Origin of the sequence: Herbaspirillum sp. (assembly GCF_035644555.1) — a bacterium.
In the GTDB taxonomy this organism is placed as follows: Bacteria; Pseudomonadota; Gammaproteobacteria; order Burkholderiales; family Burkholderiaceae_D; genus Herbaspirillum.
This window is the reverse complement of the sequence record NZ_DASQOH010000043.1, coordinates 31,340-55,709: the sequence shown is the minus strand read 5'-3', so window position 1 is coordinate 55,709 and position 24,370 is coordinate 31,340. Positions and strand designations below refer to the sequence as shown.

The 24,370-nt window shown below is 64.2% G+C and carries 20 protein-coding genes and 1 other RNA gene; 17 read left to right on the top strand and 4 right to left on the bottom strand.

The features are described from left to right. Positions 1–329: 329 nt before the first annotated feature. The 3 genes from VE092_RS10760 (at position 330) to VE092_RS10750 (ending at position 3,810) form a co-directional block, all read left to right on the top strand. Positions 330–1,343 carry a LysR family transcriptional regulator gene (locus VE092_RS10760; RefSeq protein WP_324876524.1) on the top strand — a complete coding sequence of 338 codons (1,014 nt, stop codon included), beginning with the start codon at positions 330–332 and terminating at the stop codon, positions 1,341–1,343. A gap of 305 nt (positions 1,344–1,648) precedes the next feature. Then, positions 1,649–2,677: an AraC family transcriptional regulator gene (locus VE092_RS10755; protein ID WP_324876522.1), complete on the top strand. Its 1,029-nt coding sequence runs from the start codon at positions 1,649–1,651 to the stop codon at positions 2,675–2,677. A gap of 125 nt (positions 2,678–2,802) precedes the next feature. Further along, positions 2,803–3,810 carry an aldo/keto reductase gene (locus tag VE092_RS10750; RefSeq protein ID WP_324876520.1) on the top strand — a complete coding sequence of 336 codons (1,008 nt, stop codon included), beginning with the start codon at positions 2,803–2,805 and terminating at the stop codon, positions 3,808–3,810. 26 nt (positions 3,811–3,836) lie between these two features. Here the strand turns inward: VE092_RS10750 and VE092_RS10745 are convergent, their stop codons facing one another. Together VE092_RS10745 and VE092_RS10740 are read right to left on the bottom strand one after the other, a co-directional pair. Then, positions 3,837–4,589 carry an HpcH/HpaI aldolase family protein gene (locus VE092_RS10745; RefSeq protein WP_324876680.1) on the bottom strand — a complete coding sequence of 251 codons (753 nt, stop codon included), beginning with the start codon at positions 4,587–4,589 and terminating at the stop codon, positions 3,837–3,839. An 85-nt stretch (positions 4,590–4,674) separates the two neighbouring features. Next, positions 4,675–5,940 carry a D-amino acid dehydrogenase gene (locus VE092_RS10740; RefSeq protein ID WP_324876518.1) on the bottom strand — a complete coding sequence of 422 codons (1,266 nt, stop codon included), beginning with the start codon at positions 5,938–5,940 and terminating at the stop codon, positions 4,675–4,677. A 180-nt stretch (positions 5,941–6,120) separates the two neighbouring features. Here VE092_RS10740 and rnpB point away from each other — a divergent pair. Then, positions 6,121–6,455, top strand: an RNA gene (gene rnpB / locus VE092_RS10735) — RNase P RNA component class A. Positions 6,456–6,524: 69 nt separating this feature from the next. Then, entirely contained in the window at positions 6,525–7,685 is a 1,161-nt protein-coding gene (locus tag VE092_RS10730) for an enoyl-CoA hydratase/isomerase family protein (RefSeq protein WP_324876516.1), read from the top strand. A 42-nt stretch (positions 7,686–7,727) separates the two neighbouring features. Here VE092_RS10730 and VE092_RS10725 read toward each other — a convergent pair whose 3' ends face one another. Then, positions 7,728–8,207: a nuclear transport factor 2 family protein gene (locus tag VE092_RS10725; protein ID WP_324876514.1), complete on the bottom strand. Its 480-nt coding sequence runs from the start codon at positions 8,205–8,207 to the stop codon at positions 7,728–7,730. Positions 8,208–8,613: 406 nt separating this feature from the next. Then, on the bottom strand, positions 8,614–8,898 hold the full coding sequence (locus tag VE092_RS10720; RefSeq protein ID WP_006465510.1) for an HU family DNA-binding protein: 285 nt from the start codon (positions 8,896–8,898) through the stop codon (positions 8,614–8,616). 871 nt (positions 8,899–9,769) lie between these two features. Between VE092_RS10720 and mraZ the strand changes: the two genes are divergently transcribed. The 12 genes from mraZ to VE092_RS10660 all read left to right on the top strand — a co-directional run bounded on the left by mraZ (position 9,770) and on the right by VE092_RS10660 (position 24,356). Beyond that, positions 9,770–10,198, top strand: a complete 429-nt coding sequence (mraZ, locus tag VE092_RS10715) for a division/cell wall cluster transcriptional repressor MraZ (protein ID WP_006465511.1) — start codon at positions 9,770–9,772, stop codon at positions 10,196–10,198. A gap of 12 nt (positions 10,199–10,210) precedes the next feature. After that, on the top strand, positions 10,211–11,182 hold the full coding sequence (rsmH, locus tag VE092_RS10710; protein WP_324876511.1) for a 16S rRNA (cytosine(1402)-N(4))-methyltransferase RsmH: 972 nt from the start codon (positions 10,211–10,213) through the stop codon (positions 11,180–11,182). Continuing rightward, complete coding sequence (gene ftsL / locus VE092_RS10705; protein WP_324876509.1) at positions 11,179–11,451, top strand: cell division protein FtsL; 273 nt, start codon at positions 11,179–11,181, stop codon at positions 11,449–11,451. The genes rsmH and ftsL overlap by 4 nt, the downstream gene beginning before the upstream one ends. Further along, entirely contained in the window at positions 11,448–13,226 is a 1,779-nt protein-coding gene (locus VE092_RS10700; protein ID WP_324876507.1) for a penicillin-binding protein 2, read from the top strand. Before ftsL ends, VE092_RS10700 begins: the two co-directional genes overlap by 4 nt. After that, positions 13,226–14,752 carry a UDP-N-acetylmuramoyl-L-alanyl-D-glutamate--2,6-diaminopimelate ligase gene (locus VE092_RS10695; protein ID WP_324876505.1) on the top strand — a complete coding sequence of 509 codons (1,527 nt, stop codon included), beginning with the start codon at positions 13,226–13,228 and terminating at the stop codon, positions 14,750–14,752. The genes VE092_RS10700 and VE092_RS10695 overlap by 1 nt, the downstream gene beginning before the upstream one ends. After that, on the top strand, positions 14,749–16,191 hold the full coding sequence (locus VE092_RS10690) for a UDP-N-acetylmuramoyl-tripeptide--D-alanyl-D-alanine ligase (RefSeq protein WP_324876503.1): 1,443 nt from the start codon (positions 14,749–14,751) through the stop codon (positions 16,189–16,191). Before VE092_RS10695 ends, VE092_RS10690 begins: the two co-directional genes overlap by 4 nt. Position 16,192: 1 nt before the next feature. Beyond that, complete coding sequence (mraY, locus tag VE092_RS10685) at positions 16,193–17,362, top strand: phospho-N-acetylmuramoyl-pentapeptide-transferase (protein ID WP_324876501.1); 1,170 nt, start codon at positions 16,193–16,195, stop codon at positions 17,360–17,362. A gap of 95 nt (positions 17,363–17,457) precedes the next feature. After that, positions 17,458–19,590, top strand: coding sequence for a UDP-N-acetylmuramoyl-L-alanine--D-glutamate ligase (murD, locus tag VE092_RS10680; RefSeq protein WP_324876499.1), 2,133 nt, complete (start codon positions 17,458–17,460; stop codon positions 19,588–19,590). After that, a complete protein-coding gene (ftsW, locus tag VE092_RS10675; RefSeq protein WP_324876497.1) occupies positions 19,587–20,852 on the top strand; it encodes a putative lipid II flippase FtsW in 1,266 nt (421 codons plus the stop codon). The genes murD and ftsW overlap by 4 nt, the downstream gene beginning before the upstream one ends. After that, positions 20,849–21,931 (top strand): undecaprenyldiphospho-muramoylpentapeptide beta-N-acetylglucosaminyltransferase, encoded by a 1,083-nt coding sequence (murG, locus tag VE092_RS10670; RefSeq protein ID WP_324876495.1) that lies wholly within the window; start codon positions 20,849–20,851, stop codon positions 21,929–21,931. The genes ftsW and murG overlap by 4 nt, the downstream gene beginning before the upstream one ends. Then, a complete protein-coding gene (gene murC, locus VE092_RS10665; protein WP_324876493.1) occupies positions 21,928–23,355 on the top strand; it encodes a UDP-N-acetylmuramate--L-alanine ligase in 1,428 nt (475 codons plus the stop codon). The genes murG and murC overlap by 4 nt, the downstream gene beginning before the upstream one ends. Then, positions 23,352–24,356 carry a D-alanine--D-alanine ligase gene (locus VE092_RS10660; protein WP_324876490.1) on the top strand — a complete coding sequence of 335 codons (1,005 nt, stop codon included), beginning with the start codon at positions 23,352–23,354 and terminating at the stop codon, positions 24,354–24,356. Before murC ends, VE092_RS10660 begins: the two co-directional genes overlap by 4 nt. The last annotated feature ends 14 nt before the right edge of the window (positions 24,357–24,370 follow it).

The following is a 24,370-nucleotide window of genomic DNA, read 5'->3' as shown; positions in this document are numbered from 1 at the left end:
ACTGTTCGGTAGGTCTGAACAATCGCGATGACAAGTTCGGTCATGGCGGGGCTCCTTTCTGGGGTGTCTGAGGCTGCCAAGTACGGATTTCCTGACTGATCGCACCAGTGTTTTACTGGTGCAATAGCGCGGGGAAGCGTGTAGTTGCCATGTAATTGGCGGTTATTTGTTGTAAATTGATTCAATGTCGGGTGGGCCTGGTCGTATGGCCGAGCCGCCCGGACCAGGCCAATCGGCGCGCCGGGGGCGGCGCCTGGTCTTGCCTGTGCTAGTCCTGCCCCCGCTTGCCGCTCCGATGTCTCTCGGACGCCGGCACTTAGGAGAGAGCGATGGACCGTTTCCAGGCCATGCAAGTCTTTACCGCTGTGGTGGATGCCAACAGCTTCACGCGGGCAGCCGACAACCTGAACCTGCCGCGCACTACCGTCACGACCCTGATCCAGGGGTTGGAGAGCATGCTGCAGGTGCGCCTGCTGAACCGCACCACGCGCCGCATCAGTCTCACCCCCGACGGGGCGGCCTACTACGAGCGCTGTGTGCGCATCCTGGCCGACGTCGATGAAACAGAACAATCCTTCCGCAATGTCACGCGCGGGCCGCAAGGGCGCCTGCGTATCGACGTACCCGGTTCGGTAGGGCGCCTCATGCTGTTGCCCAACCTGTGCGACTTCTATACCAAGTACCCCGACATCGAGCTGGTCATGGGCATGGGCGACCGCCCGGTGGACATGGTGCAGGAGGCGGTGGACTGCGTGATCCGCATCGGCGAGCTGCAGGATTCATCGATGGTGGCGCGTCGCATCGGCACCTTCCAGACGGTCACCTGTGCTGCACCGTCCTACCTCGAACGCTACGGCGTACCGCATACCATCGAGGACCTGCAGCAGCACAAGGCGGTGCATTACTTCTCCAGCCGCACCGGCCGCACCATCGACTGGGACTTCGTGGTCGATGGCGTCACGCGCGAGGTGAAGATGGATGGCAAGCTCTCGGTCAACGAGGCCGATGCCTACGTCGAATGCGCCCTGCAGGGCTTCGGCATGGTGCAGGCGCCGCTGTACATGGTGACGCGCCACATCGAGGAAGGCCGCCTGGTCGAACTGCTGTCGCAGTGGAAGCCGGCACCCATGCCGATTTCCGTGGTGTACCTGCACAATCGCCATCTCTCGCCCAAGGTGCGCGCCTTCGTCGACTGGGTGGCCGAACTGTTCGCCACCTGTCCGCTGCACAAGGCCTGCACCATGGGAATGGAAGAGAGCGAATGCCGCTTCGTCAACAAGCCTGACGTCAGTACCGTGCGCACCGTGGTCGAGCAGTACAACATTGCCGAGAGCGTGTTCTGACGGTTCGGTGCTGATCGGTTCGGGGAGGATTATGCAGGGATGTGGCTGGTTTTCGCGTGCCGAAAGTTGCCGATTTTCTGCCTGATTCTCTGTTCCTGTTTTCTGTGTCGTGGCACCGGGTGGCCTGTGTGTGCGGCATGCGGGCCGATGGTGCCGTGACGGGCTCATCATGATCGCGCTCAATCGCTGCCGGGCATACCTGATTCTGCAAACTTCTTGCCTGATCCTCCGCGTGTGATTTCCGGAGAATCAGGCAGCGCTGCGCAAGCGTTAAGCTGCCGCTTGTCCCTTGTTGAGAGAACACCATGGATCTCGATCTGCACGCTGTCCAGGATTCCGCGCCTCTGCTCTTGCTGGAGCATGACAGCTCGCCCACCTCGGTGGCGCCCGTCCGCTCCGAGGCCGACCTGGCCGCCGATGCCCGTTTCCACGCCATGCAGCAGGAGCTGCTGCAACTGCTGGCACGCTATACCGCCGGCAGCGAAGGCATGCTGGCCACCGCCATCCCCGACCTGGAAATCTATCGCATCACCTGCCCCACCGGTCCCAAGCACGCGGTGCAGAAGCCGGTCTTCGCGGTGATCGCGCAGGGTTCCAAGCGCATCTTCGTGGGGGATGAAATCTACGAATACGATCCCATGCACTACCTGGTGGCCTCGGTGGATCTGCCGGTGGTGGGCAAGGTGATGGTGACCAGTCCCGATGAGCCCTATCTCGGCCTGCGGCTGGAACTGGATACTCAGGAGATCGGCGAACTGATCGGTGACGAGAACCTGCCGGCGGCGGCGCACCTCGGCGAGGGGGCGGCGCGCGGGCTGTACGTGAACCGGCTCGACGTGGAACTGCTTGATGCCGTGTTGCGCCTGTTGCGGCTGCACGAGACGCCACGCGACGTGCCTATCCTGGCACCGATGATACGGCGGGAGATTTTGTACCGGCTGTTGATGAACGGGCAGGGGGCGCTGCTGCGCCAGACGGTGCTGCAGGACAGCCAGATGAACCGCGTGGCCAAGGCCATCCGCCTGATCAAGGACGGTTACGACCAGGCCTTGCGCATCGAGGACGTGGCGCGTGAGGTGCACATGAGCGTGTCGTCACTGCATCATCACTTCAAGATGGTGACGGCCATGAGCCCCTTGCAATACCAGAAGAACCTGCGCCTGCAGGAAGCGCGCAAGCTGATCCTGACGGCCGACGCCAGCGTGGCGACGGCGGCGCACCGGGTCGGTTACGAGAGCTCGTCGCAGTTCAGTCGCGAATACAGCCGACTGTTCGGCGCCCCGCCCTTGCGCGACAAGCGGCGCTGGCAGGAAGAGGAAGCGCCGGTGCTGTGAGTCCCCGGCAGGGGCAGCGGCACGGCGCTAGAATGATCGGCCGTACTTAGGGCCTGTTCACACTAAATCTGCGAGTGTGAACAGGCCCTAACTTATCCACACCCATTTTTCGATTCGGAGACAGCATGCACTATCGTCGCCTCGGCAAGAGCAACCTCAAGGTATCGGCCCTGTGCCTGGGTTCCATGATGTTCGGTGACCAGACCGACCTGCAGGAATCCGGCCGCATCGTGGCTTCGGCCCGCGAACACGGCGTCAATTTCATCGACACGGCCGACGTCTATACCAAAGGCAAGTCGGAGGAGATCGTCGGCAAGCTGCTGGCCGGGCAGCGCCATGAGTGGGTGCTGGCCAGCAAGCTGGGCAATCCGATGAGCAACCGGCCCAATGAGTCCAACTATTCGCGCACCTGGATCGTGCGCGAGACCGAGAACATCCTCAAGCGTCTCGATACCGATTACCTGGACATCCTCTACATGCACCGCGACTACCAGGACGAGAACCTGGAAGAGGCGGTGCAGGCCCTGGGCGACCTGATCCGCGCCGGCAAGATCCGTGGCTTTGGTGTGTCCAATTTCCGTGGCTGGCGCATTGCCGAGATTGCACGCCTGTGTGAGAAGAACAACGTGCCGCTGCCGCTGGTCTGCCAGCCTTACTACAACCTGCTGAACCGCCAGCCGGAAGTGGAAATCCTGCCGGCCTGCGCCCACTATGGCCTGGGCGTGGTGCCGTACAGCCCGATCGCGCGTGGCGTGCTGACCGGCAAGTACCAGCCGGGCCAGAAGCCGGCCGAGGATACCCGTGCCGGACGCGGCGACAAGCGCATGATGGAAACCGAATTCCGCGAAGAATCGCTGCTGATCGCGCAGCGCCTGCAGCAGCACTGCGAGCAGCGCGGCATCAAGCTGGGCCAGTTCGCCACCGCCTGGGTATTGGCCAATTCGGCCATCAGCAGCGTCATCGCCGGCCCGCGTACGCTGGCGCAGATGGAGGACTACTACGATGCGGCCGCGCTGAAGATCACGGCCGAGGAAGAGTCGCTGGTGGATAGCCTGGTCACGCCGGGGCATGCGTCCACGCATGGCTACAACGATCCCAACTATCCGTTCTTTGGTCGGGTGGTGCGGGGCTGAGCCAGGCTCAGCCCTGAGCGACGGTATCAGCGCAAGGCGCTGATACGTCTCGCCCCTTCGGCCTTGATCTGCTGGATGTCGGTGCCCGGCACCACCAGGTCCATGCCGATCGCCTTCATGCGCTGCGCCATGTCCATGGTGCCGGCGAAGATTCCCACGTACTTGCCCAGCTTGCGCGCCAGCGCCAGCAGATGATCGATGGCGTCGTTGAGACGCTGGTCGCCGTAGGCGTCCGGGGGCAGGCCGAGTTCGATGGCCAGGTCGCTGGGGCCGATGAAGATACCGTCCAGGTCGGGTACCTGCAGGATCGCTTCGGCATTGGCGTAGCCTTCACGGGTTTCGATCATGGCCAGCGTGAGGATGGTCTGGTTGGCGTGGGCGAAATAATCGGGACCACCATACAGGAAGCCGCGCGCCGGGCCATAGCTGCGGCCGCCGCGGGGGGAGTAGTGGCAGGCGCGCACGAAGCGTTCGGCGTCCTCGGCGGTGTTGATCAGCGGACAGATGACGCCATAGGCGCCGGCATCGAGCAGCTTGTTGATTTCGCCGAGGCTGTTCTCGGAACAGCGCACCAGCGGCACCGCCTGGGTGCTGGAGATGGCCTGCAGCATCGGCAGGGCCGATTCGATGGAGAAGGGGCCGTGCTGCAGGTCCACCGTGACCGCATCGTAGCCGCTGTGCGCGACCACTTCGGCCAGCAGTGAATTGCCCATCGAAATCCAGCCCGAGAGGGCCAGTTGCTGTTGCGCGAAGAGGGTGCGCAGCCGGTTTTCCCGCATCGTTCGTCTCCCATGGATCAGGCCAGCAGGGCGCTGGCGAGGCTCCATGTTAATTCCGATTGCGGGCGCCTCGCATGAAACTTCTTCAGGCCCGGTACTGGAAAGGCGTGTCGTCGATGGCGCGGGTGCGGCCGGCGATCTGGTCAGCCAGCAGGGCCGCGCTGCCGCAGGCCAGGGTCCAGCCCAGCGCACCCTGGCCGATGTTGAGGTACAGGTTGTCCACCGGCGACGGCCCCACGATGGGCACCCCGCTGGGGGTGGCGGGGCGGAATCCCATCCACGGTGACAGCGTGGCATCGTCGCCCAGCCGGCAATCGGGGAACAGCTCGCGCATGCCGTTCTTGAGTTCTTCGATGGCACGGCGCGGGATGCCGCGGTCCTGACCGACCAGTTCGATGCGGCCGGCCACTCTCAGACGCTGCCCGAGACGGGCGTAGACGATCTTGCGGGCGATGTCGGTGATCGAGACCTGTGGGGCGGCAGCGCGGCTGGCGTCGTCCTCCAGCGGGACGGTGATGCTGTAGCCCTTGAGCGGGTAGAGCGGCAGCTGCAGTGCCACCTGGCGGGCAAATTCGGTACTGTCGGCGCCCAGCGCCAGGACGAAGCGGTCGGCCTCGATCCATTCGGTCCCGGCCTGCACCGCGCGCAGGGCAGACCCCGCTCGGCGCACACCACCCACGCGCCTACCGCCCAGGAAGCGGAAGTTGGGATCGGCCTGCATCACCGCCACCAGGGCGCGGCAGAACTGCGGGCAGTCGCCGGCTTCTTCGCTGGGGGTGTAGACACCGCCGGCCCAGTCGCGCTGCGAACGTCCCAGCGCGGGTTCGATGCGGATGCATTCGGCCGCGCCCAGCACTTCCTGCTGGCAACCGTATTGCGCCTGGAAGCGCACCTGGGCCGCGGCCCCGTCCAGTCCCTGGGCATCGGTGAACATCACCAGCTTGCCGGAGCGCTGGTAGTCGAAGGACAGGTTCAGGCCGGCATTCCACTGGGTCAGCTGGTCGCGGCTATAGAAGGCCAGTTGCAGCAGATCGATGGTGGTGCGCCGTACGCGTTCGGCGTTGCAGCAGCGCAGGAATTCGGCCAGCCAGCGATATTGCGCGCCGTCCAGGGTGGGTTTGAAGGTCAGCGGCGAGTCCTTGCTGAACATGTAGTAAGCCCATTTGGACCAGACCGAGGGATCGGCCAGCGGCGCCACGTAGGAGTAGCTGAGCTGGGCGCCATTGCCCTGGCTGGTGCCGGCGCCGGGCTGGTCGCGGGCATCGATCAGGCTGACCTGGTGGCCATCCTGCAGGAGACGGTAGGCAGTGGTCACGCCGATTACGCCGGCGCCCAATACGCAGATATGCATGGTGTTTCGTTGAAGTCAGTGAAGAACCGCGCGGCGCGGGCCGGCGGCGGATCAGCAGGAGACTACCGAAGAGCCGGACAGGTGTCACATGCCGAATCGGCATGAACTTGTGCGCTTGCGCACAAGGGTTTTGCACCGGCAATCTCCGGCGCCGGGCGATGCTGCGCTACAATAGCGCCCGATGCAGGCCAGACAGCCGCTGGCCGCCTTCGCAAGGAGGCGGCGGGAGGAAGGTCCGGACTCCACAGAGCAGGGTGACGGTTAACGGCCGTCCGCTGAAAGCCGGCGCAAGCCGGTATAAGGCGAGGAACAGGGCCACAGAGACGAGCGTATTAAGTTACGGTGAAACGCGGTAACCTCCACCCGGAGCAATTTCAAATAGGCACGCGTTGATGTGGCTCGCGGAGCGTGCGGGTAGAAAGCTTGAGCGGCGGAGTGATCCGTCGCCTAGAGGAATGGCTGTCATAGCGGGTTTCCCGCCGTAACAGAATCCGGCCTACCGGCCTGCTTCACTGAATTTCCTTCCATTAAAAAACTGCGGCCCGCGGGCACTGCGGGTTCGCGCAAGAGACCCCAGGAGACCCATGAACCAAGTTGCCGCACCCGTATTGTTCGAAGAATTGACGGCCGCCAATGGCCGCCGCATCGGCATCGCCACCCTCGCTTCCGAAAAGACCCTGCATGCCATTTCGCTGGAGATGGTCAGGCTGTTGACGCCGCAACTGCAACAATGGCAGGCCGACCCCGGCGTGGCGATGGTGCTGCTGCAGGCGCAGGGCGAGAAGGCCTTCTGCGCCGGTGGCGACCTGCAGCAACTGTATCGCGCCATGCGTGAACATCACGCCTCGCCCGAGCGCGAGGACATCCGTGCCAATCACTACGCGGCCGAATTCTTCGAGCAGGAATATCGCCTGGATTATCTTATCCACAGCTTCGCCAAGCCCATCCTGTGTTGGGGGCATGGCATCGTCATGGGCGGTGGCATCGGTCTGATGGCCGGTTGCAGCCATCGGGTGGTCACTGAAAAGTCGCGCCTGGCGATGCCGGAAATCACCATCGGCCTGTATCCGGACGTGGGTGGCAGCTGGTTCCTGGCACGCATGCCGGGCAAGACCGGGGTGTTCCTGGCGCTGACCGGGGCCAACCTGAATGCCAACGATGCGCTCTTCGCCGGCCTGGCCGATTACCGGGTGGCGCAGGCGGCCAAGCAGTCGGTGATCGATGCGCTGCTGCAGCAGCCGTGGGGCCAGGGGCAGGATGCGGAGTTGCTCGATCGCGTACTGGCGGCTGCGCAGGGGGCATCGGTGCAGGAAGGCTCGGCGGTGTTCGCGCCGTCCAACCTGCGCACGCATTACGACCTGATCGAGGCCCTGTGCCGCCAGCCCAGCCTGCCGGAGATCGTGGACGGCATTCTCTCTCTGCAGACCGATGACCCCTGGTTGACCAAGGCCATGGCAACCCTGCGCGCCGGGTCGCCTGGTTCGGCGTGGCTAGGTTACGCCTTGCAAAAGCGCGTGCGGCCCTTGTCGCTGGCCGAGGTGTTCCGGCTGGAATTCGTGGTATCGCTGCATTGCGCGGCGCGGCCGGATTTCGTTGAAGGCATCCGGGCCCTGATCATCGAGAAGGACCAGAAGCCGCAATGGAATCCGGCTTCCCTGGCCGCTGCCACACCGCAATGGGTGGAGGGCTTCTTCGCCGATCCCTGGTCGCCAGACCAGCATCCGCTGGCCGACCTGGGTGCCTGAAGTCTGAAGGCAGGGCCGGCCCCGGCCGCAGCGACGGTCGGATTAGAGACCCAGTTCGCTCAGGCCGGGATGATCGGCCGGGCGCGGGGCCGAGCGGTCCCAGTGGAACTTGCGCTCGGACTCCTTGATGGGCAGGTCATTGATGGAAGCATGGCGGGTCCGCATCAGGCCATGCTCGTCGAATTCCCAGTTCTCGTTGCCGTAGGAACGGTACCAGTGTCCCGAATCGTCATGCCATTCATAGGCGAAGCGCACGGCGATGCGGTTGCCTTCGTGCGCCCAGACTTCCTTGATGAGGCGGTAATCCTGCTCGCGGGTCCACTTGCGCGTGAGGAAGGTGACGATCTCGGCGCGGCCGGTGATGAAGTCGGCGCGGTTGCGCCAGCGGCTGTCCTCGGTGTAGGCCAGCGAAACGCGTTGCGGGTCGCAGGAATTCCAGGCGTCCTCTGCGGCGCGGGCCTTCATGGCGGCGGTCTCGCGGGTGAAGGGTGGCAACGGTGGGCGCTGGGCGGGGCTGTTCATCGACGGTCTCCTCGGGTGGGCCGGGCGAGCCGGCAGGGTATGGATGCGGCGGGGCGAAGGCAAAACAGTATAGCGGGGCATCGGTACTGCGGCGTCGGCGCTAGACTGCTTGCGGGCCGCTTTTCAGCCGGAGATGAAGCCGAAAAAATTCTAGGCGCAGTGCTGCGCATTGGCAAACGGAGATGAAAGGAAGTGCCGGTTCTCGTTGCTGTATGTGCTGCGCAGGCAAACAGCTGTGCTTGCCGATAGGGGCGCAGGTGGCGACAAGGCGGAGAAAGCGGGAGGAGAAAGCGAAGGGGACGGCGGGGCAGGACAGGGGGACTGCGGAGAGGGACGGCCGATCCACACGGGATCGGCCTCGATTTGAATGCCATGAATCTGTTTCATGGCATTCAAATGCGTGAAATTATTTCTTCTTCTTGTTCACGGCTTCCTTGAAAGCCTTGCCAGCCGAGAACTTCACGGTGGTAGCAGCGGCGATCTTGATTTCTTCGCCGGTTTGCGGGTTACGGCCGGTGCGGGCAGCGCGCTTGCCGGTCGAGAAGGAACCGAAGCCAACCAATTGCACGGTATCGCCCTTGGTCACGGCCTTGATGATGTTCTCGATGACGGAGTCCAGCGCGCGCTGGGCTGCTGCCTTGGAGATCTCGGTGTCGGCGGCGATAACGTCAACCAATTCAGATTTGTTCACTTGAAAATTCCTTTCACTGTTAAGGTGCCCAGATTTTAGCACTGGAATGAGCCGGATTCGCAAGCCCTATCTGCGTTTTCAGCCGATTTGACCTGGTCTTGACCGACCTTGATTGAAAAAAATCGACGTGCTTTTCAGCATCGGCGAACGGACCATGAAAGCTCCGTTTTGGCGTATCGATCTTCCCAAAGACACGGATAGTAAAAGGTGGTCGGCGCGTAAGTCAAAACAAAAACGCGTCCTTTCAATCATTTGATAAAGAATTTCATGAAGCTTGCTGCTGTGCTGGCGCACCGACCGCCACTTTTTCCGGCAAGGTCCGCCGCATTTTTCTGGCTCGCCGTGAGCGCTGGCTGCCCGGTGGGCAATGCTGGATTTCTTCTCATCCCATCAGCAATCAGTGAAGAATTCTTGAACTAAAGTTGCACTGCAAAATCCATGTCGGTTTCTCTGTGCACTCGCAAATCGACGGGTGTCGGGGACTTTCATCCCGCCACGCCGGGGCTGCCCCGAAATCGCGCACGTCAGCTCTTCCGTGCGCCGCAAATCCGCGCCGCTACGCAATTCTGACGATAAACACATGTGTAAAGCTCAGGTTGCACCTTCAATGTAAATGCTAAGTCCTTCATTTTCTTCAAAAAACTTCGAAAAGCGGTGTTTTAAGGAAGTGCGCTAAGTCTTTGACTTTATTAGCAAAATCCCGGTTTTTCCCCACGTATACCGCTTGACCTGCAATAGTGCATCCTCTAAAGTGGGCGGCAGTGTCAAAAAGTGTTTTTTTGTGGGGCATTTGGCGGATTCATTTGCATTTGCCCGGCATGACACGACACCCGATCAGCAATCTCACTCGCCGCAGGCGAAGGAAAAAACAGTGTTCCAGGGCGCGTCAGCACTCAATCTCGATGCCAAAGGACGGATGACCATTCCGGCCAAGCATCGTGACGCCCTGATTGTGCAGTGCGAAGGGCGCGCCACCGTGACGCGCCATCCGCATGGCTGCCTGCTGTTCTTCCCGCGCCCGACCTGGGAGACTCACCGTGAGCAGATCGCCAACTGGCCGATGTCGGCCCGTGCCTGGCAGCGCATCTTCCTGGGCAATGCCCAGGATGTGGAGCTCGACAGCGCCGGCCGCATCCTGATCGCGCCGGAATTGCGCGCCGCCGTTGGTTTGCAGCGCGACGTGATGTTGCTGGGCATGGGTAGCCATTTCGAAATCTGGGATGCCGTCAAGCTGGCTGAAAGTGAAGCCGAGGCTGTGGCGGGCGGTATGCCGGATGTGTTGAGTAATTTTTCCTTCTGACGGCCGGACAAGATGAATCTGCAACCGGTGCCCGAGCTGCAGCACCGCACCGTGCTGTTGGAAGAAGCCGTGGACGCGCTGGCCATCGAGGGCGAGCGCGCCAATGGCGTTTATCTGGACGGTACCTTTGGTCGCGGCGGTCATAGCCGCGCCATCCTCTCCAGGTTGGGTCCGCAGGGCCGTCTGATCGCATTTGATAAGGACCCGTTGGCCATTGCCACGGCGCAGAAGATCGACGATGCACGCTTCGAGATCGTGCACGACAGCTTCGCGACCATGGACCAAGCGCTTGCCGCACGCGGCATCGCGCAGGTCGACGGGGTGTTGATGGATTTGGGTATTTCGTCGCCGCAGGTGGATGACGCCGCGCGCGGCTTCAGTTTTCGCTTGGATGGCCCGCTGGACATGCGCATGGATACCACGCGTGGCATGTCGGCAGCGGATTGGCTGGCAACGGCAGACGAACAGCAGATTGCAAAGGTGATACGTGATTATGGGGAAGAACGGTTTGCTCTTCAGATTGCAAAGAAGATTGTTGCTGGCCGGGCAATCCAGCCAATTTCAAGCACACGACAGCTTGCCGCGCTCGTGGCACAGGCCGTCAAAACCCGCGAGAAAGGCAAAGATCCGGCCACTCGCACATTTCAGGCTGTACGGATTTTCGTCAATCAAGAGCTTGAAGAACTCGAGGTAGGACTGGAAAAAGCGTTCCGTCAGATGGCGCAGCACGGGAGATTGGTCGTGATCAGCTTTCACTCGCTGGAAGATCGCATCGTCAAGCAGTTCATGGCATCCAAGGCCCATGCACCGCAGCCCGACCGCCGCCTGCCGATTCGTGCGATCGACCTGCCGCAGGCCCCTGCGCGCCTGCTGCCACGGGTCATGCCCAGTGCCGCCGAGGTCGAGTCCAACCCGCGTGCGCGCTCGGCGGTGATGCGCGGCCTGGAACTGATCGCGGCGCCTGCCGCTGGAGTGGCTGCGTGATCGGCCGCCTGTGCCTGCTGCTGACGGCCCTGCTGGTGGCGTGCGCGCTATCGGTGGTCAGCGCTCAATACAAGGCCCGCAGCCTGTTCATCGAGCTGGAACGCGCCCAGAGCGCGGCCCGCCAGCTCGACGTCGACTGGGCGCAATTGCAACTGGACCAGTCCACCCTGGGCAAGAACGCCCGCATCGAGGAGCTGGCCCGACGTGACCTGAACATGATGCCGGTCACTGCGGCCCGCACCCAATACCTGACCGTGGGGGCGCAATGACCAAGATGCCTCCCCGTCCCAACCTGGCCAGCAGCCGTGTGGCGGCTTCCAAGGGCGTGGCTTTCTCCTCCAATCCCATCCTGCAGGTCAAGCTGCCGGCCTGGCGCTCGCGCTTCGTGCTGTTCGTGCTGTTCGTCGCCTTCGTCGCGCTGGTGGTGCGCGCCCTGTGGCTGCAGGGCGTGTCGACCGATTTTCTGCAGAAGCAGGGCGCATCCCGCTACGCCCGTACCCTGGAATTGCCCGCCACGCGCGGCAAGATCACCGACCGCAATGGCCAGGTGCTGGCCTCGTCGGTGCCGGTCAAGGCGATCTGGGCCATTCCCGATGACGTCCAGGCGGCGCCCAAGGACAAGCTGGTGCAACTGGCCAAGCTGCTGGAGATGAGCGATGCCGAGCTGCGCAAGAAACTCGATTCCGATCGCAGCTTCGTCTACCTGAAGCGCCAGGTCGAGCAGGATACCGCCGACAAGATCGTCAAGCTGGGCATTCCCGGCATCGAGACCCGCAAGGAATACAAGCGCTTCTACCCTGAGGGCGAGGTGATGGCGCACGTGGTCGGCTTCACCAACATCGAGGATGCCGGCCAGGACGGCATGGAACTGGCCGCCCAGAAGACCCTGGCCGGCGTGACCGGCAGCCGGCGCGTCATCAAGGACCGCCTGGGCCGCGTGGTGGAAGACATCGAATCCATCCGTGAACCGCATGACGGCCGCGACCTGACCCTGTCCATCGACAGCAAGATCCAGTACATCGCCTTCACCCAACTGAAGGAAGCGGTGGAGAAATTCAAGGCCAAGGCCGGCGGCATCATCGTGGTCGACGCCAAGACCGGCGAGGTGCTGGCGCTGGCCAACCTGCCCACCTACAACCCCAACGACCGCTCGGTGCTGACCGGTGCGCAACTGCGCAACCGCGTGGTGACCGATACCTTCGAACCCGGCTCGACGCTCAAGCCGTTCACGGTGGCGCTGGCACTGGATACCCATCGCGTCACGCCCTCCACGGTGTTCCAGACCGCGCCCGGCAAGATGACCATCGGCACCGCCACCATCGGCGACTCGCATGCCCATGGCCCGCTGACGGTGGCCCAGATCATCGAGAAATCATCCAACATCGGTACCGCCAAGATCGCCCTGGGCATGCCGCCCGAAGAGATGTGGGAGATGTTCACCACGGTCGGTTTCGGCCAGCAGCCCAAGTTCGGCTTCCCGGGCGCCGTGGCCGGCCGCGTGCGTCCGTACAAGTCATGGCGGCCGATCGAACAGGCCACCATGAGCTATGGTCACGGCATCTCGGTATCGCTGATCCAGCTGGCGCATGCGTACCTGATCTTCGCCCGCAATGGCGACATCATTCCGCTGTCCTTCACCAAGGTCACCGACTCGCCCATCGGCCAGCGCGTGATCTCGGCCGATACCGCCCTGCAGATGCGCCGCATGCTGGAAACCGTGGTCGCCCCCGGCGGTACCGCGCCCCAGGCCCAGGTGCCGGGCTACCGCGTGGGCGGCAAGACCGGTACCGCCTACAAGATCGAAGGCGGCAAGTACGTGCGCAAGTATGTGGCATCGTTCTCGGGCATCGCCCCGATGTCGGACCCGCGCCTGATCATCTCGGTCATGATCGACGAGCCGCAAGGCCAGCACTTCGGCGGCCCGGTGGCCGGTCCGGTGTTCGCCAACGTCGCCGCCAATGCCCTGCGCGCGCTGAATGTGCCGCCGGACTCCAGCGTGACCAACATCATCATTCCCAAAGAACCGCTTGAGGAGAGCATGTAATGTCCCCGCGCGTTCTGAGCCTGCAAGATATCCTCGCCTGGCTGCGCCAGGCGGCGCCGTCTGCGCAACTGACTTCCGATTCGCGCCGCGTGGCGCCGGGCGATGTCTTCTTCGCCTACGTGGGCGATGCTGATGGACGCTCCTATGTCGCCGATGCCGTCGAGCGCGGTGCGGCTGCGGTCGTCTATGAAGCCGAGGGCTACACCTGGCCGGACGAGATCGACGAACCGCACCTGGCCGTGCCCGACCTCAAGGCGCAGGCCGGCGAGATCGCCGCCGCCTGGTATGGGCAGCCCGACCAGGGCATGCTGACCGTGGCCGTCACCGGGACCAACGGCAAGACCTCCTGCTCCTGGTGGCTGGGTAGCGCCCTGTCGCGCCTGCCGGGCATCAACAACGCGGGTGTGATCGGCACGCTGGGCGTGGGCAGCTTCATCGGTGGCAAGCAGCAGGGTTTCGACGTGACCGGCTATACCACCCCCGATGCCGTACTGCTGCAGCGCAGTCTGTCCCGGCTGGCCCAGGCGCGCGTCGGCGCGCTGGCCATCGAGGCTTCCTCGATCGGGTTGGCGCAAGGGCGCATGAACGGCATGCACGTGGATGTGGCCCTGTTCACCAATTTCACGCGTGATCACCTGGATTTCCACGGTGACATGCAGACCTACGAAGACGCCAAGCGCAAGCTGTTCCAGTGGCCCGGCCTGAAGCACGCGGTGCTCAACCTGGACGATCCCATGGGCCTGCGCCTGCTGCCCTTGCTGGCGGGTCGCCAGGTGCCGGTGATCGGCTACGCGCTGACCGAGGAGCCCGACGCCCAGGCGACCGGCATCCCCACGCTGCGCGCCAGCCAGTTGCGCAGCAGCCATGCGGGTACCGTGTTCCATGTCGATTCGCCTTTCGGCAGCGGCCAGGTCAAGACCCAGCTGGTGGGACGCTTCAATGTCAGCAATGTGCTGGGCATCATGGGTGTGTTGCTGACCCAGGGTCTGGCCTGGGACGTCGTCGTCGCAGCGGCCGCCGCGCTCACGCCCGCGCCCGGCCGCATGCAGCAGTTCGGCGGGCCGGACGTGCCGCTGATCGTCATCGATTACGCGCATACCCCCGATGCGCTGGACAAGACCCTGTCCGCGCTGCGCCAGGTCGCCACCCAGCGCGGCGGCCAGCTGTGGTGCGTGTTCGGCTGCGGGGGCGATCGCGATCCGGGCAAGCGCCCGCAGATGGGCCAGATCGCCGAGCAGGCCGACCAGGTGGTGCTCACCAGCGACAACCCGCGCAGCGAAGATCCGCAAGCCATCATCGACCAGATCCGCGCCGGCATGAGCCGCGTGGAACCGGTCGTGCTGGCCGACCGCGCCGGCGCCATCCTGTGGGCCATCCGCCACGCCACCCGCGCCGATGTGGTGCTGCTGGCCGGCAAGGGTCATGAGGCCTACCAGGAAATCGCCGGCAAGAAGTTGCCCTTCCTCGACGCCGACCATGTCGCCCTGGCGCTGGCTGCGCGCTCCACCATGATGGGGGGCGCATGATGCGGTTCGACTTCAGCCAGATGCTGGAATGGATCCGCACCGCCGAGGCTGCGGCCTCGGCCCATACGGTGCCCGGCGTCATCAATGCGCCGGCCGGTGAGCTGATCCTCAACGACGTCGTCACCGACAGCCGGGCGGTCAAGCCCGGCAACGTGTTTGTGGCGCTGCGCGGCGAGCGTTTCGATGCGCACGACTTCCTTGATGCCGTGGCCGCCCAGGGCGCTTCCGCCGTGGTGGTCGAACGCGTACCACCGGGTCTGACACTGCCGGCCATCGTGGTGCCGGACAGCCGCGCCGCGCTGGGCCAGATCGCCCATGGCTGGCGTCACCGCCGCACGATCCCGGTCATCGGCGTGACCGGCAGCAACGGCAAGACCACGGTCAAGGAAATGATCGCCGCGATCCTGGCCGCCGCCTTCGGTGAAGACGGCTACCTGGGCACGCGTGGCAACTTCAATAACGAGATCGGTGTGCCGCTGACGCTGTTCCGCCTGCGCGACCAGCATCAGGCTGCCGTCATCGAGATGGGCATGAACCATCCGGGCGAGATCGCGGTCCTCTCGCGCATCGCCGCGCCGACGTTGGGCCTGGTCAACAATGCCCAGCGCGAGCATCAGGAATTCATGGCCAGCGTGGAAGCAGTAGCGCGTGAAAACGGCGCCGTGATCCGCCACCTGCCGGCCGATGGCGTGGCCGTATTCCCGGCCGACGACGACTTCACCGCCCTCTGGCGCGAAGAGGCCGGCGCGCGGCGCGTGCTGAGCTTCGGCCTCACGCCGCAAGCCGATGTCAGCGCCACCTATCAGGCCGGCACGTTCGGCAGCAGCCTGCAGGTTACCGTCAAGGGACTGGCCGTCCCCCCGGCACAGTTCAAGCTCGAACTGGCCGCGGTGGGTGAACACAATGTCCGCAATGCGCTGGCAGCAGTTGCCTGCGCACTGGGTGCCGGCATCGCGGTCGAGGCCGTGGTGCGCGGGCTGGAAAGCTTTGCCCCGGTCAATGGCCGTCTGCAACGCAAGCAGGCCGTCAGCGGAGCTCTGGTGATCGATGACACCTACAACGCCAACCCCGATTCGGTGCGCGCCGCCATCGACGTGCTGGCCGCCATCGGCGGGCCACGCGTGCTGGTGCTGGGCGACATGGGCGAGGTCGGCGACCAGGGGCCGCAATTCCACGCCGAGATCGGCGCCTACGCGCACAGCCGCGGCATCCCGTTGTTCTTCGCGTTGGGCGAACTGAGCAGGCACGCCGTCGCGGCATTTGGCGCACAGGCAAGGCATTTCGACGATATCGCTGCCCTCAATGCAGCGGTGGAGCAGGCCGCACCGCAAGGCGCGACCGTTTTGGTAAAAGGTTCACGCTTCATGAAGATGGAGCGAGTTGTACAGCATCTGGTCAACGTTGAATCCAACACGCAACATCAACAGGAGACCCATTAGCATGCTGGTCTGGCTCGCACAGAATTTTCAACAGGATTTCGGCTTTCTGCGCCTGTTCAACTTCATCACCTTCCGCGCGGTGTTTGCCACGCTGACGGCGTTGTTGATCGGCATGATCGCAGGCCCGGCCGTGATCCGCATGCTGACCCGCATGAAGGTCGGCCAGGCGGTGCGCACCGATGGTCCCCAGACCCACCTGATCAAGTCCGGTACCCCCACCATGGGCGGCGTGCTGATCCTGATCGGCATTGGCATTTCCACGTTGCTGTGGGCCGACCTGTCCAACCGTTTCGTCTGGATCGTGCTGATCGTCACGCTCGGTTTCGGCGCCGTCGGCTGGGTCGATGACTATCGCAAGGTGGTCTATCGCGACCCGCAGGGCATGCGCTCGCGTGAAAAGTATTTCTGGCAGTCGCTGATCGGCCTGGTGGCGGCCTTCTACCTGGCCTTCTCGGTCTCGGAAGTGAGCAACATGAAGGTCTTCGACCTGTTCGTGGCCTGGGTGCGTTCCGGCTTCAGCCTGGACCTGCCGCCCAAGGCCGACCTGATCGTGCCCTTCTTCAAGACCGTCAGCTATCCGCTGGGGGTGTGGGGCTTCATCGCGCTGACCTATTTCGTCATCGTCGGCACCAGCAATGCCGTCAACCTGACCGATGGCCTGGATGGCCTGGCCATCATGCCGACCGTGCTGGTGGGGGCGGCCCTGGGCCTGTTCGCCTACCTGACCGGCAATGCCAGCTACGCCAAATATCTGTTCATCCCGCACATTCCGGGCGCCGGCGAACTGCTGATCTTCTGCGGCGCCATGGGCGGCGCCGGCCTGGCCTTCCTCTGGTACAACGCCTACCCGGCGCAGGTGTTCATGGGTGACGTCGGCGCGCTGGCGCTGGGCGGCGCACTGGGCACCATCGCCGTGATCGTGCGCCAGGAAATCGTGCTCTTCATCATGGGTGGCATCTTCGTGGTGGAGACCCTCTCGGTGATGATCCAGGTGGCCTATTTCAAATATACGAAGAAGCGTTTCGGCACCGGCCGTCGCGTCCTGCTGATGGCGCCGCTGCACCATCACTACGAGCAGAAGGGCTGGAAGGAAACCCAGGTGGTAGTGCGGTTCTGGATCATCACCATGATGCTGGTGCTGGTGGGCTTGTCGACGCTGAAGCTGCGCTGATCCCCGCAATGAAAGAAAACACGGCGCCCCTCGCGAATCAGCCAGTGGCGCCTTTGTAGCAGGCAGGTCTTAGAGAAGTGAGTTTGGAAACAACGATGAATTACTCGGGCAAACACGTTCTGGTGCTCGGACTCGGTGAGTCCGGCCTGGCAATGGCGCGGTGGCTGGTCTACTGCGGCGCCAGCGTGCGCGTGGCCGATACCCGAGGCGAAGCGGCCCTGGCCGAGCGCCTGGCCGCCCTGCGCGGTGAGGCACCCGAGGCCCAGGCCGTGTTGGGTCAGGCCTTGTCGCCGTCCCTGCTGGAGGGCGTGGACTTTGTCACCGTCAGTCCGGGCCTGGCACCCGGAGGCGCGCTGGCCCCCTTGATGCCGGCCATCGCCGAGCGTGGCCTGCCGCTGTGGGGTGAGATCGAACTGTTCGCCCAGGCGTTGGCCGCCTTGCGCGAAGAAACGCTGTACCAGCCCAAGGTCCTGGCCATCACCGGCACCAACGGCAAGACCACGGTGACGCGCCTGACCGGCCTGCTGTGTCAGCGTGCCGGCCTGTCGGTGCAAGTGGCCGGCAATATCAGCCCGGCCGCGCTGGATGTGTTGCGCGAAGCGGTGATCCGGGACAAGGTCTTCCTGGCCGAACTGGCCGAGCAGGATGCGATCGCCGCAGCCCAGGCGCAGGCCGAAGCCGAGGCGCAAGCCGCCCAGCAAGCGGTGCTGGATGCCCAGCAGGCAGCCGAGGCCGAAAAGCATCGCCGCGCCGCCGCCCGTATCGAAGAAGCGGCAGCGATTTCCGTGCCGGTGCTGCAGGCCGATCTGCCGGCTGAATCGTCCGCTGAATTGTCTGCTGATCTGTCGACTGATGCACCCGCTGCCCCGCAGCTGGACCTGCTGGCAACGGCTGACGACGGTGAAGCGACCGGGCCGGCGCAACAGCCGAACGAGGCTGTCGAAACAGACCTGCAGGTCGCTGAGATTACTGAGACCACTGAGGCGAGCGAAGTCCCTGAAAGCGCTGAGCTGGCCGAAACGCCGGTCGCTGCAGAAACAGTCGACCCCGCCGTCGCCGCCACCCTGCAAGTGGCCTCCGACGTCGTGCCGCAGGCCGAACCCGATATGCCCGCCACGACTGGCGAAGCGATGAACCTGGGCGACTTCATGGAAGTCTCCCGCAAGGCCGAGGAAGACGCGCTGGTCGAAGTCCCGCCACCGCCGCCGCCCGAACCGACCTATCGCGGCAGCATGCCGCAGGCCTGGGTGCTGGAACTGTCCAGCTTCCAGCTGCACACCACGCACAGCCTGCAGCCGCATGCGGCCACCGTGCTGAACCTGACCCAGGACCATCTGGACTGGCACGGCAGCATGGAAAACTATGCCGCCGACAAGGCCCGTATCTTCGGCCAGGGTACCGTGCGCGTGCTCAATCGTGATGATGCGCTGGTGATGGAGATGGCCTCCGGCGCCGCGCCGCTGTCGACCTTCGGCCTGGATGAACCGACCGCGCCCAACAGCTTTGGCCTGGTCAATGACAACGGCATGCTGTGGCTGGCCAATGCCTTCGTGCATGAAGACGACGAGGTGCCGGAAGGCAAGCGGCGCCGCAAGCAGAAGGACATGCTGCCGCCTCCGGTCACCCTGAAGCGCCTGATGCCGGCCGATGCCCTCAAGATCCGCGGCGCCCACAACGCCATGAATGCACTGGCCGCGCTGGCCTTGTGCCGCGCCATCGACCTGCCGATGGCGCCGCTGCTGCACGGCCTGCGCGACTACACCGGCGAGCCGCACCGGGTGGAGCTGGTCGGCGTGATCCAGGAAGTGGATTACTACGACGACAGCAAGGGCACCAATGTCGGCGCCACCGTGGCGGCCCTGAACGGACTGGGCCTGGGTGGTCGTCCAAACCGCATCGTGCTGATCGCCGGTGGCGATGGCAAGGGCCAGGACTTTTCGCCACTGGACCTGCCGGTGCAGAAATATGCACGCGCCGTATTGCTGATCGGTCGTGACGCCCCCGCCATCCGGGCAGCGCTGGCCGACAGCGGTGTCGAGCTGATCGATTGCGCCAGCCTGGAAGCCGCTGTCGAAAAGGCCGGCGAGATCGCGCGCGCCGGCGACATCGTGCTGCTGTCCCCGGCCTGCGCCAGCCTGGACATGTTCCGCAACTACGCCCATCGCGCCGAGGTCTTCGTGGACGCGGTGCGTGAGCTGGCGCTCTCGCGTGGCGAGGTGCTGGCATGAAACTGAACCTGTCCTCGATGCGCAGCTGGCTGGGCGGTCTCAAGGAGGCCGCTCCGGTGGCCGCCGGACGTGCGCGCAGTGGCCGTGGCAGCGCATCGGGCAGCATCGGTTTCGAACAGCGCTCGCGCATGATGGAATACGACCAGCCACTGATCTGGGTGGTCCTGCTGCTGATGCTGTTCGGCATGGTGATGGTGTATTCGGCCTCGGTGGCCTTGCCGGATTCGCCCAAGTACGCCTCTTACTCGAATTACCACTTCCTGATCCGCCAGGCGATCTTCATCGTGGTCTCCATCATCGCCGGTGCGCTGGCCTTCCGCGTGCGCATCGAGACCTGGCAGAAGTGGGCGCCCTACCTGTTCGGCATCACCCTGATCCTGCTGCTGATGGTGCTGGTACCCGGCGTGGGCAAGGGCGTCAACGGCGCCAAGCGCTGGCTCTCGCTGAAGATCATCAACCTGCAGCCTTCCGAACTGATGAAGCTGTTCATCGTCCTCTATGCGGCCGACTACACGGTGCGCAAGCAGGCGGTGATGCACAAGCTGGTCAAGGGTTTCTTCCCGATGGCCGCAGCCGTCGGCCTGGTAGGTCTGTTGCTGCTGCTGGAACCCGACCTTGGCGCCTTCGGCGTGATCGTCTGCATCGCCATGGGCATCCTGTTCCTGGGAGGTATCAATGGCGTCTGGTTCGGCGGCATCGGCGCCACGCTGGTAGGCGTGTTCTCGCTGGTCATCGTGACCTCGCCCTGGCGGCGCGAGCGCATCTTCGCCTACCTTAATCCCTGGGAAGAAGAAAATGCGCTGGGCAAGGCCTACCAGCTGTCGCACTCGCTGATCGCCTTCGGGCGTGGCGAGCTGTTCGGCGTGGGCCTGGGCAGCAGCGTGGAAAAATTGCATTACCTGCCGGAGGCGCATACCGACTTCCTGCTGGCGGTGATCGGCGAGGAACTCGGTTTCGTCGGCGTGCTGGTGGTGGTGCTGCTGTTCTACTGGCTGGTCAAGCACGCCTTCGAGATCGGCCGCCAGGCCATCGCGCTGGACCTGACCTTTGCCGGCCTGGTGGCCAAGGGCATCGGCATCTGGCTGGGTGTGCAGGCTTTCATCAACATGGGGGTGAACCTGGGTCTCTTGCCCACCAAGGGCCTGACCTTGCCACTGATGAGCTACGGGGGATCGGGCGTGCTGTTGAACTGCGTCGGCCTGGCCATCCTGTTGCGCATCGATTACGAAAACCGGGTCCTGATGCGCGGAGGTCGCCTATGAGCGCGCCGCGCAAGCTGCTGATCATGGCGGCCGGGACCGGTGGCCATATCTTCCCCGGCCTGGCCATTGCCGAGACCATGCGTGCACGTGGCTGGCAGGTATCCTGGCTGGGCACCACGCACGGCATGGAGTGCGATCTGGTACCGCGCCACGGCGTGGAGATGGACAGCATCGTCTTCGCCGGTCTGCGCGGCAAGGGCCTGATGCATACGGTCAAGGGCGTGTGGCGCCTGGCGGCGAGCTTCTTCCGATGCTTCAGCATCCTCGGCCAGCGTCGCCCGGACGTGGTGCTGGGCATGGGGGGCTACGTCACCGTGCCGGGTGGCGCGATGGCGCGCCTGCGCGGCAAGCCGCTGGTGCTGGTCAATGCCGATGCGGCGCTGCTGCTGTCCAACAAGACCCTCACGCCGCTGGCCGACAAGGTGCTGTTCGGTTTCCCCGCCGATTTCGGCCGGGCAGCCGGAAAGGCCGAGGTCACCGGCAATCCGGTGCGCAAGGAAATCATCGCCCTGCCGCAACCAGGCGAGCGTTATGCCACGCGCAGCGGCCCGCTGAAGATCCTGGTGGTGGGCGGCAGCCTGGGTGCCAAGGTACTGAACGACAACGTGCCTGCCGCGCTGGCCCGCCTGCCTGTCGAGTTGCGTCCGCAAGTCACGCATCAGTCAGGCAAGCAGCATATCGTCGCGCTGCGCGCGGCCTATGAAGCTGCCGGCGTACAGGCCGAGGTGCTCGATTTCATCGACGACATGCCGCGTCGCTACGCCGAGGCCGATCTGGTGATCTGCCGCGCCGGCGCGATCACGGTCTCCGAGCTGACCGCCGCTGGCGTGGCCAGCGTGCTGGTGCCGCTGGCGGTCTCGACGACCTCGCACCAGATCGACAACGCCAGGTGGATGGCCGCCAACAAGGCGGCGATCCACCTGCCACAACGCGAACTGACGCCGGAACACCTGGCCGGTTTGCTGCAGAAACTGGACCGCGCTGCATGCCATGAAATGGCACAGGCGGCATACGAACAAGGCCGGCGCGATGCCAACGAGGCAATCGCGCGCGTGCTGGAAGGACTGGTAACACCATGAAGCATCGCGTCAAGAACATCCACTTCGTCGGTATCGGCGGCTCCGGGATGAGCGGCATCGCCGAGGTTCTGCTGAACCTGGGCTATGGCGTCTCCGGCTCCGATCTGGGCAGCAACGCCGCCACCCAGCGCCTGGCGCAACTGGGTGCCTGCATCCGCTACGGCCATGCGGCCGAGAACATCGAAGGCGCCGACGCCATCGTCACCTCCACCGCCGTCAAGGGTGACAATCCGGAAGTGCTGGCAGCGCGCAAGAAGCACATCCCCATCGTGCCCCGTGCGGTGATGCTGGGCGAGCTGATGCGCCTGAAGAAGGGCATTGCCATCGCCGGCACCCACGGCAAGACCACCACCACCAGCCTGGTGGCCAGCGTACTGGCGCAGGGCGGACTGGACCCCACCTTCGTCATCGGTGGCCGCCTCACCAGCGCCGGCGCCAATGCCAAGCTGGGTACCGGGGAATTCATCGTGGCCGAGGCCGACGAATCCGATGCCTCCTTCCTCAACCTGACGCCGGTCATTGAGGTGATCACCAACATCGACGCCGATCACATGGAGACCTACAACCATGACTTCGCGCGTCTGAAGCAGGCCTTCGTCGAATTCACCCAGCGCCTGCCGTTCTACGGCGTGGCCGTGCTGTGCCTGGATGATCCGCATGTGCGTGAGATCATGCCGATGGTCTCCAAGCCCATCCTCACCTACGGATTCCATGACGACGCCGACGTGCGTGCCATCGACGCCAAGGCGGTGGACGGCAAGATGGAGTTCACCGTGATCCAGGACGGCTATGCACCCATGCAGGTGAGCCTGAACCAGCCCGGCATGCACAACGTGCAGAACGCCTGCGCCGCCATCGCCATTGCCCGCGAGCTGGACGTGGACGACGCCGCCACCCAGAAGGCGCTGACCGAATTCAATGGCGTCGGTCGCCGCTTCACCCGCTACGGCGAAGTACCGATCATCGATGCCCAGGGCAAGCCGGCCGGCCACTTCACCCTGGTGGACGACTACGGTCACCATCCGGTCGAAACCGCCGCCACCATTGCCGCCGCCCGTGGCGCCTATCCGGGCCGCCGCCTGGTGCTGGCCTTCCAGCCGCACCGCTATACCCGCACCCGCGATCTGTTCGAGGACTTCGTCAAGGTGCTGTCCTCGCCGGACGTGCTGGTACTGGGTGAGGTCTATGCGGCCGGTGAAGCGCCCATCGTGGCCGCCGACGGCCGTTCGTTGGCGCATGCCCTGCGCGCGGCCGGCAAGGTGGAGCCGGTATTCGTCGATGACATCGGCGACATGCCCGAGACCATCCGCAACGTGGTGCGCGATGGCGATGTGGTCATGACCATGGGTGCGGGATCGATTTCCGCCGTACCGGCGCGCCTGGTGGCGCAGGCCGGCGGCAAGAACGAACAGGGGGCCGCATGATCAGCCAGGACCAGATCAAGGCCTTCGGCCGCGTCGGCGTGCTCTTCGGCGGCCGTTCGGCCGAACGCGAAGTGTCGATGATGTCGGGCAATGGCGTGCTGCAAGCCTTGCGCAGCAAGGGCGTGGATGCGCATCCCTTCGACCCCGCCGTGCGCTCGCTGGGCGAACTGCAGGCCGAGAAGTTCGATCGCGTCTTCATCGCCCTGCATGGACGCTACGGCGAAGACGGCACTCTGCAGGGTGCGCTGGAACAGATGGGCCTGCCCTATACCGGCCCCGGAGTGATGGCTTCCAGCATTGCCATGGACAAGGTCATGACCAAGCGCATCTGGCTCTCGCACGGCCTGCCCACGCCGCGCTTCCTGACGCTGGACGCCAAGGCCACCAGCCGCGAGCAGCTGCGCCTGGTACCGGACGAACTGGGCCTGCCTCTGATGCTCAAGGCCCCGCACGAAGGCTCGACCATCGGCATCGCCAAGGTCAACGGCTATTCGGACATGCAGGAAGGCTTCGACCTGTGCGCCCGCTACGATAGCGTGGTGCTGGCCGAAGAATTCATCCGCGGTCGCGAGCTGACCGTGCCGGTGCTGGGGACGGGCCGTGAGGCGCGTGCCTTGCCGGTCATCGAAATCCGCGCACCGGAGGGTAACTATGATTACCAGAACAAGTATTTCACCGATGACACGAAATATTTGTGTCCGGCCCCGCTTGACGAGGAACTGACTCGCCATCTGCGTGATCTGGCGGTACAGGCTTTCAATGCGCTGGGTTGCCGTGGCTGGAGCCGCGTCGATTTCATGCTGCGGGAAGCCGACGGCAAGGCCGAACCCTACCTGCTGGAAATCAACACTTCGCCCGGCATGACCGGTCATTCGCTGGTGCCGATGGCGGCCAAGGCGGTGGGCATGAGCTACGAAGACCTGTGTTGCGAGATCCTGCAGATGGCGGCGCTGGACATGACGCCTTCCAAGGACTGGACGCCGCAGGCGGGCCAGTCGTGATGGTTCGGGTCTAA

Excerpts from the sequence above, each read along its gene's own strand:
- VE092_RS10760 (WP_324876524.1), top strand. The coding sequence starts at position 330 with ATGGACCGTTTCCAGGCCATGCAAGTCTTTACCGCTGTGGTGGATGCC.
- VE092_RS10755 (WP_324876522.1), top strand. The coding sequence starts at position 1,649 with ATGGATCTCGATCTGCACGCTGTCCAGGATTCCGCGCCTCTGCTCTTG.
- VE092_RS10750 (WP_324876520.1), top strand. The coding sequence starts at position 2,803 with ATGCACTATCGTCGCCTCGGCAAGAGCAACCTCAAGGTATCGGCCCTG.
- VE092_RS10745 (WP_324876680.1), bottom strand. The coding sequence starts at position 4,589 with ATGCGGGAAAACCGGCTGCGCACCCTCTTCGCGCAACAGCAACTGGCC.
- VE092_RS10740 (WP_324876518.1), bottom strand. The coding sequence starts at position 5,940 with ATGCATATCTGCGTATTGGGCGCCGGCGTAATCGGCGTGACCACTGCC.
- VE092_RS10730 (WP_324876516.1), top strand. The coding sequence starts at position 6,525 with ATGAACCAAGTTGCCGCACCCGTATTGTTCGAAGAATTGACGGCCGCC.
- VE092_RS10725 (WP_324876514.1), bottom strand. The coding sequence starts at position 8,207 with ATGAACAGCCCCGCCCAGCGCCCACCGTTGCCACCCTTCACCCGCGAG.
- rsmH (WP_324876511.1), top strand. The coding sequence starts at position 10,211 with ATGAATCTGCAACCGGTGCCCGAGCTGCAGCACCGCACCGTGCTGTTG.
- VE092_RS10700 (WP_324876507.1), top strand. The coding sequence starts at position 11,448 with ATGACCAAGATGCCTCCCCGTCCCAACCTGGCCAGCAGCCGTGTGGCG.
- VE092_RS10695 (WP_324876505.1), top strand. The coding sequence starts at position 13,226 with ATGTCCCCGCGCGTTCTGAGCCTGCAAGATATCCTCGCCTGGCTGCGC.
- VE092_RS10690 (WP_324876503.1), top strand. The coding sequence starts at position 14,749 with ATGATGCGGTTCGACTTCAGCCAGATGCTGGAATGGATCCGCACCGCC.
- mraY (WP_324876501.1), top strand. The coding sequence starts at position 16,193 with ATGCTGGTCTGGCTCGCACAGAATTTTCAACAGGATTTCGGCTTTCTG.
- murD (WP_324876499.1), top strand. The coding sequence starts at position 17,458 with ATGAATTACTCGGGCAAACACGTTCTGGTGCTCGGACTCGGTGAGTCC.
- ftsW (WP_324876497.1), top strand. The coding sequence starts at position 19,587 with ATGAAACTGAACCTGTCCTCGATGCGCAGCTGGCTGGGCGGTCTCAAG.
- murG (WP_324876495.1), top strand. The coding sequence starts at position 20,849 with ATGAGCGCGCCGCGCAAGCTGCTGATCATGGCGGCCGGGACCGGTGGC.
- murC (WP_324876493.1), top strand. The coding sequence starts at position 21,928 with ATGAAGCATCGCGTCAAGAACATCCACTTCGTCGGTATCGGCGGCTCC.
- VE092_RS10660 (WP_324876490.1), top strand. The coding sequence starts at position 23,352 with ATGATCAGCCAGGACCAGATCAAGGCCTTCGGCCGCGTCGGCGTGCTC.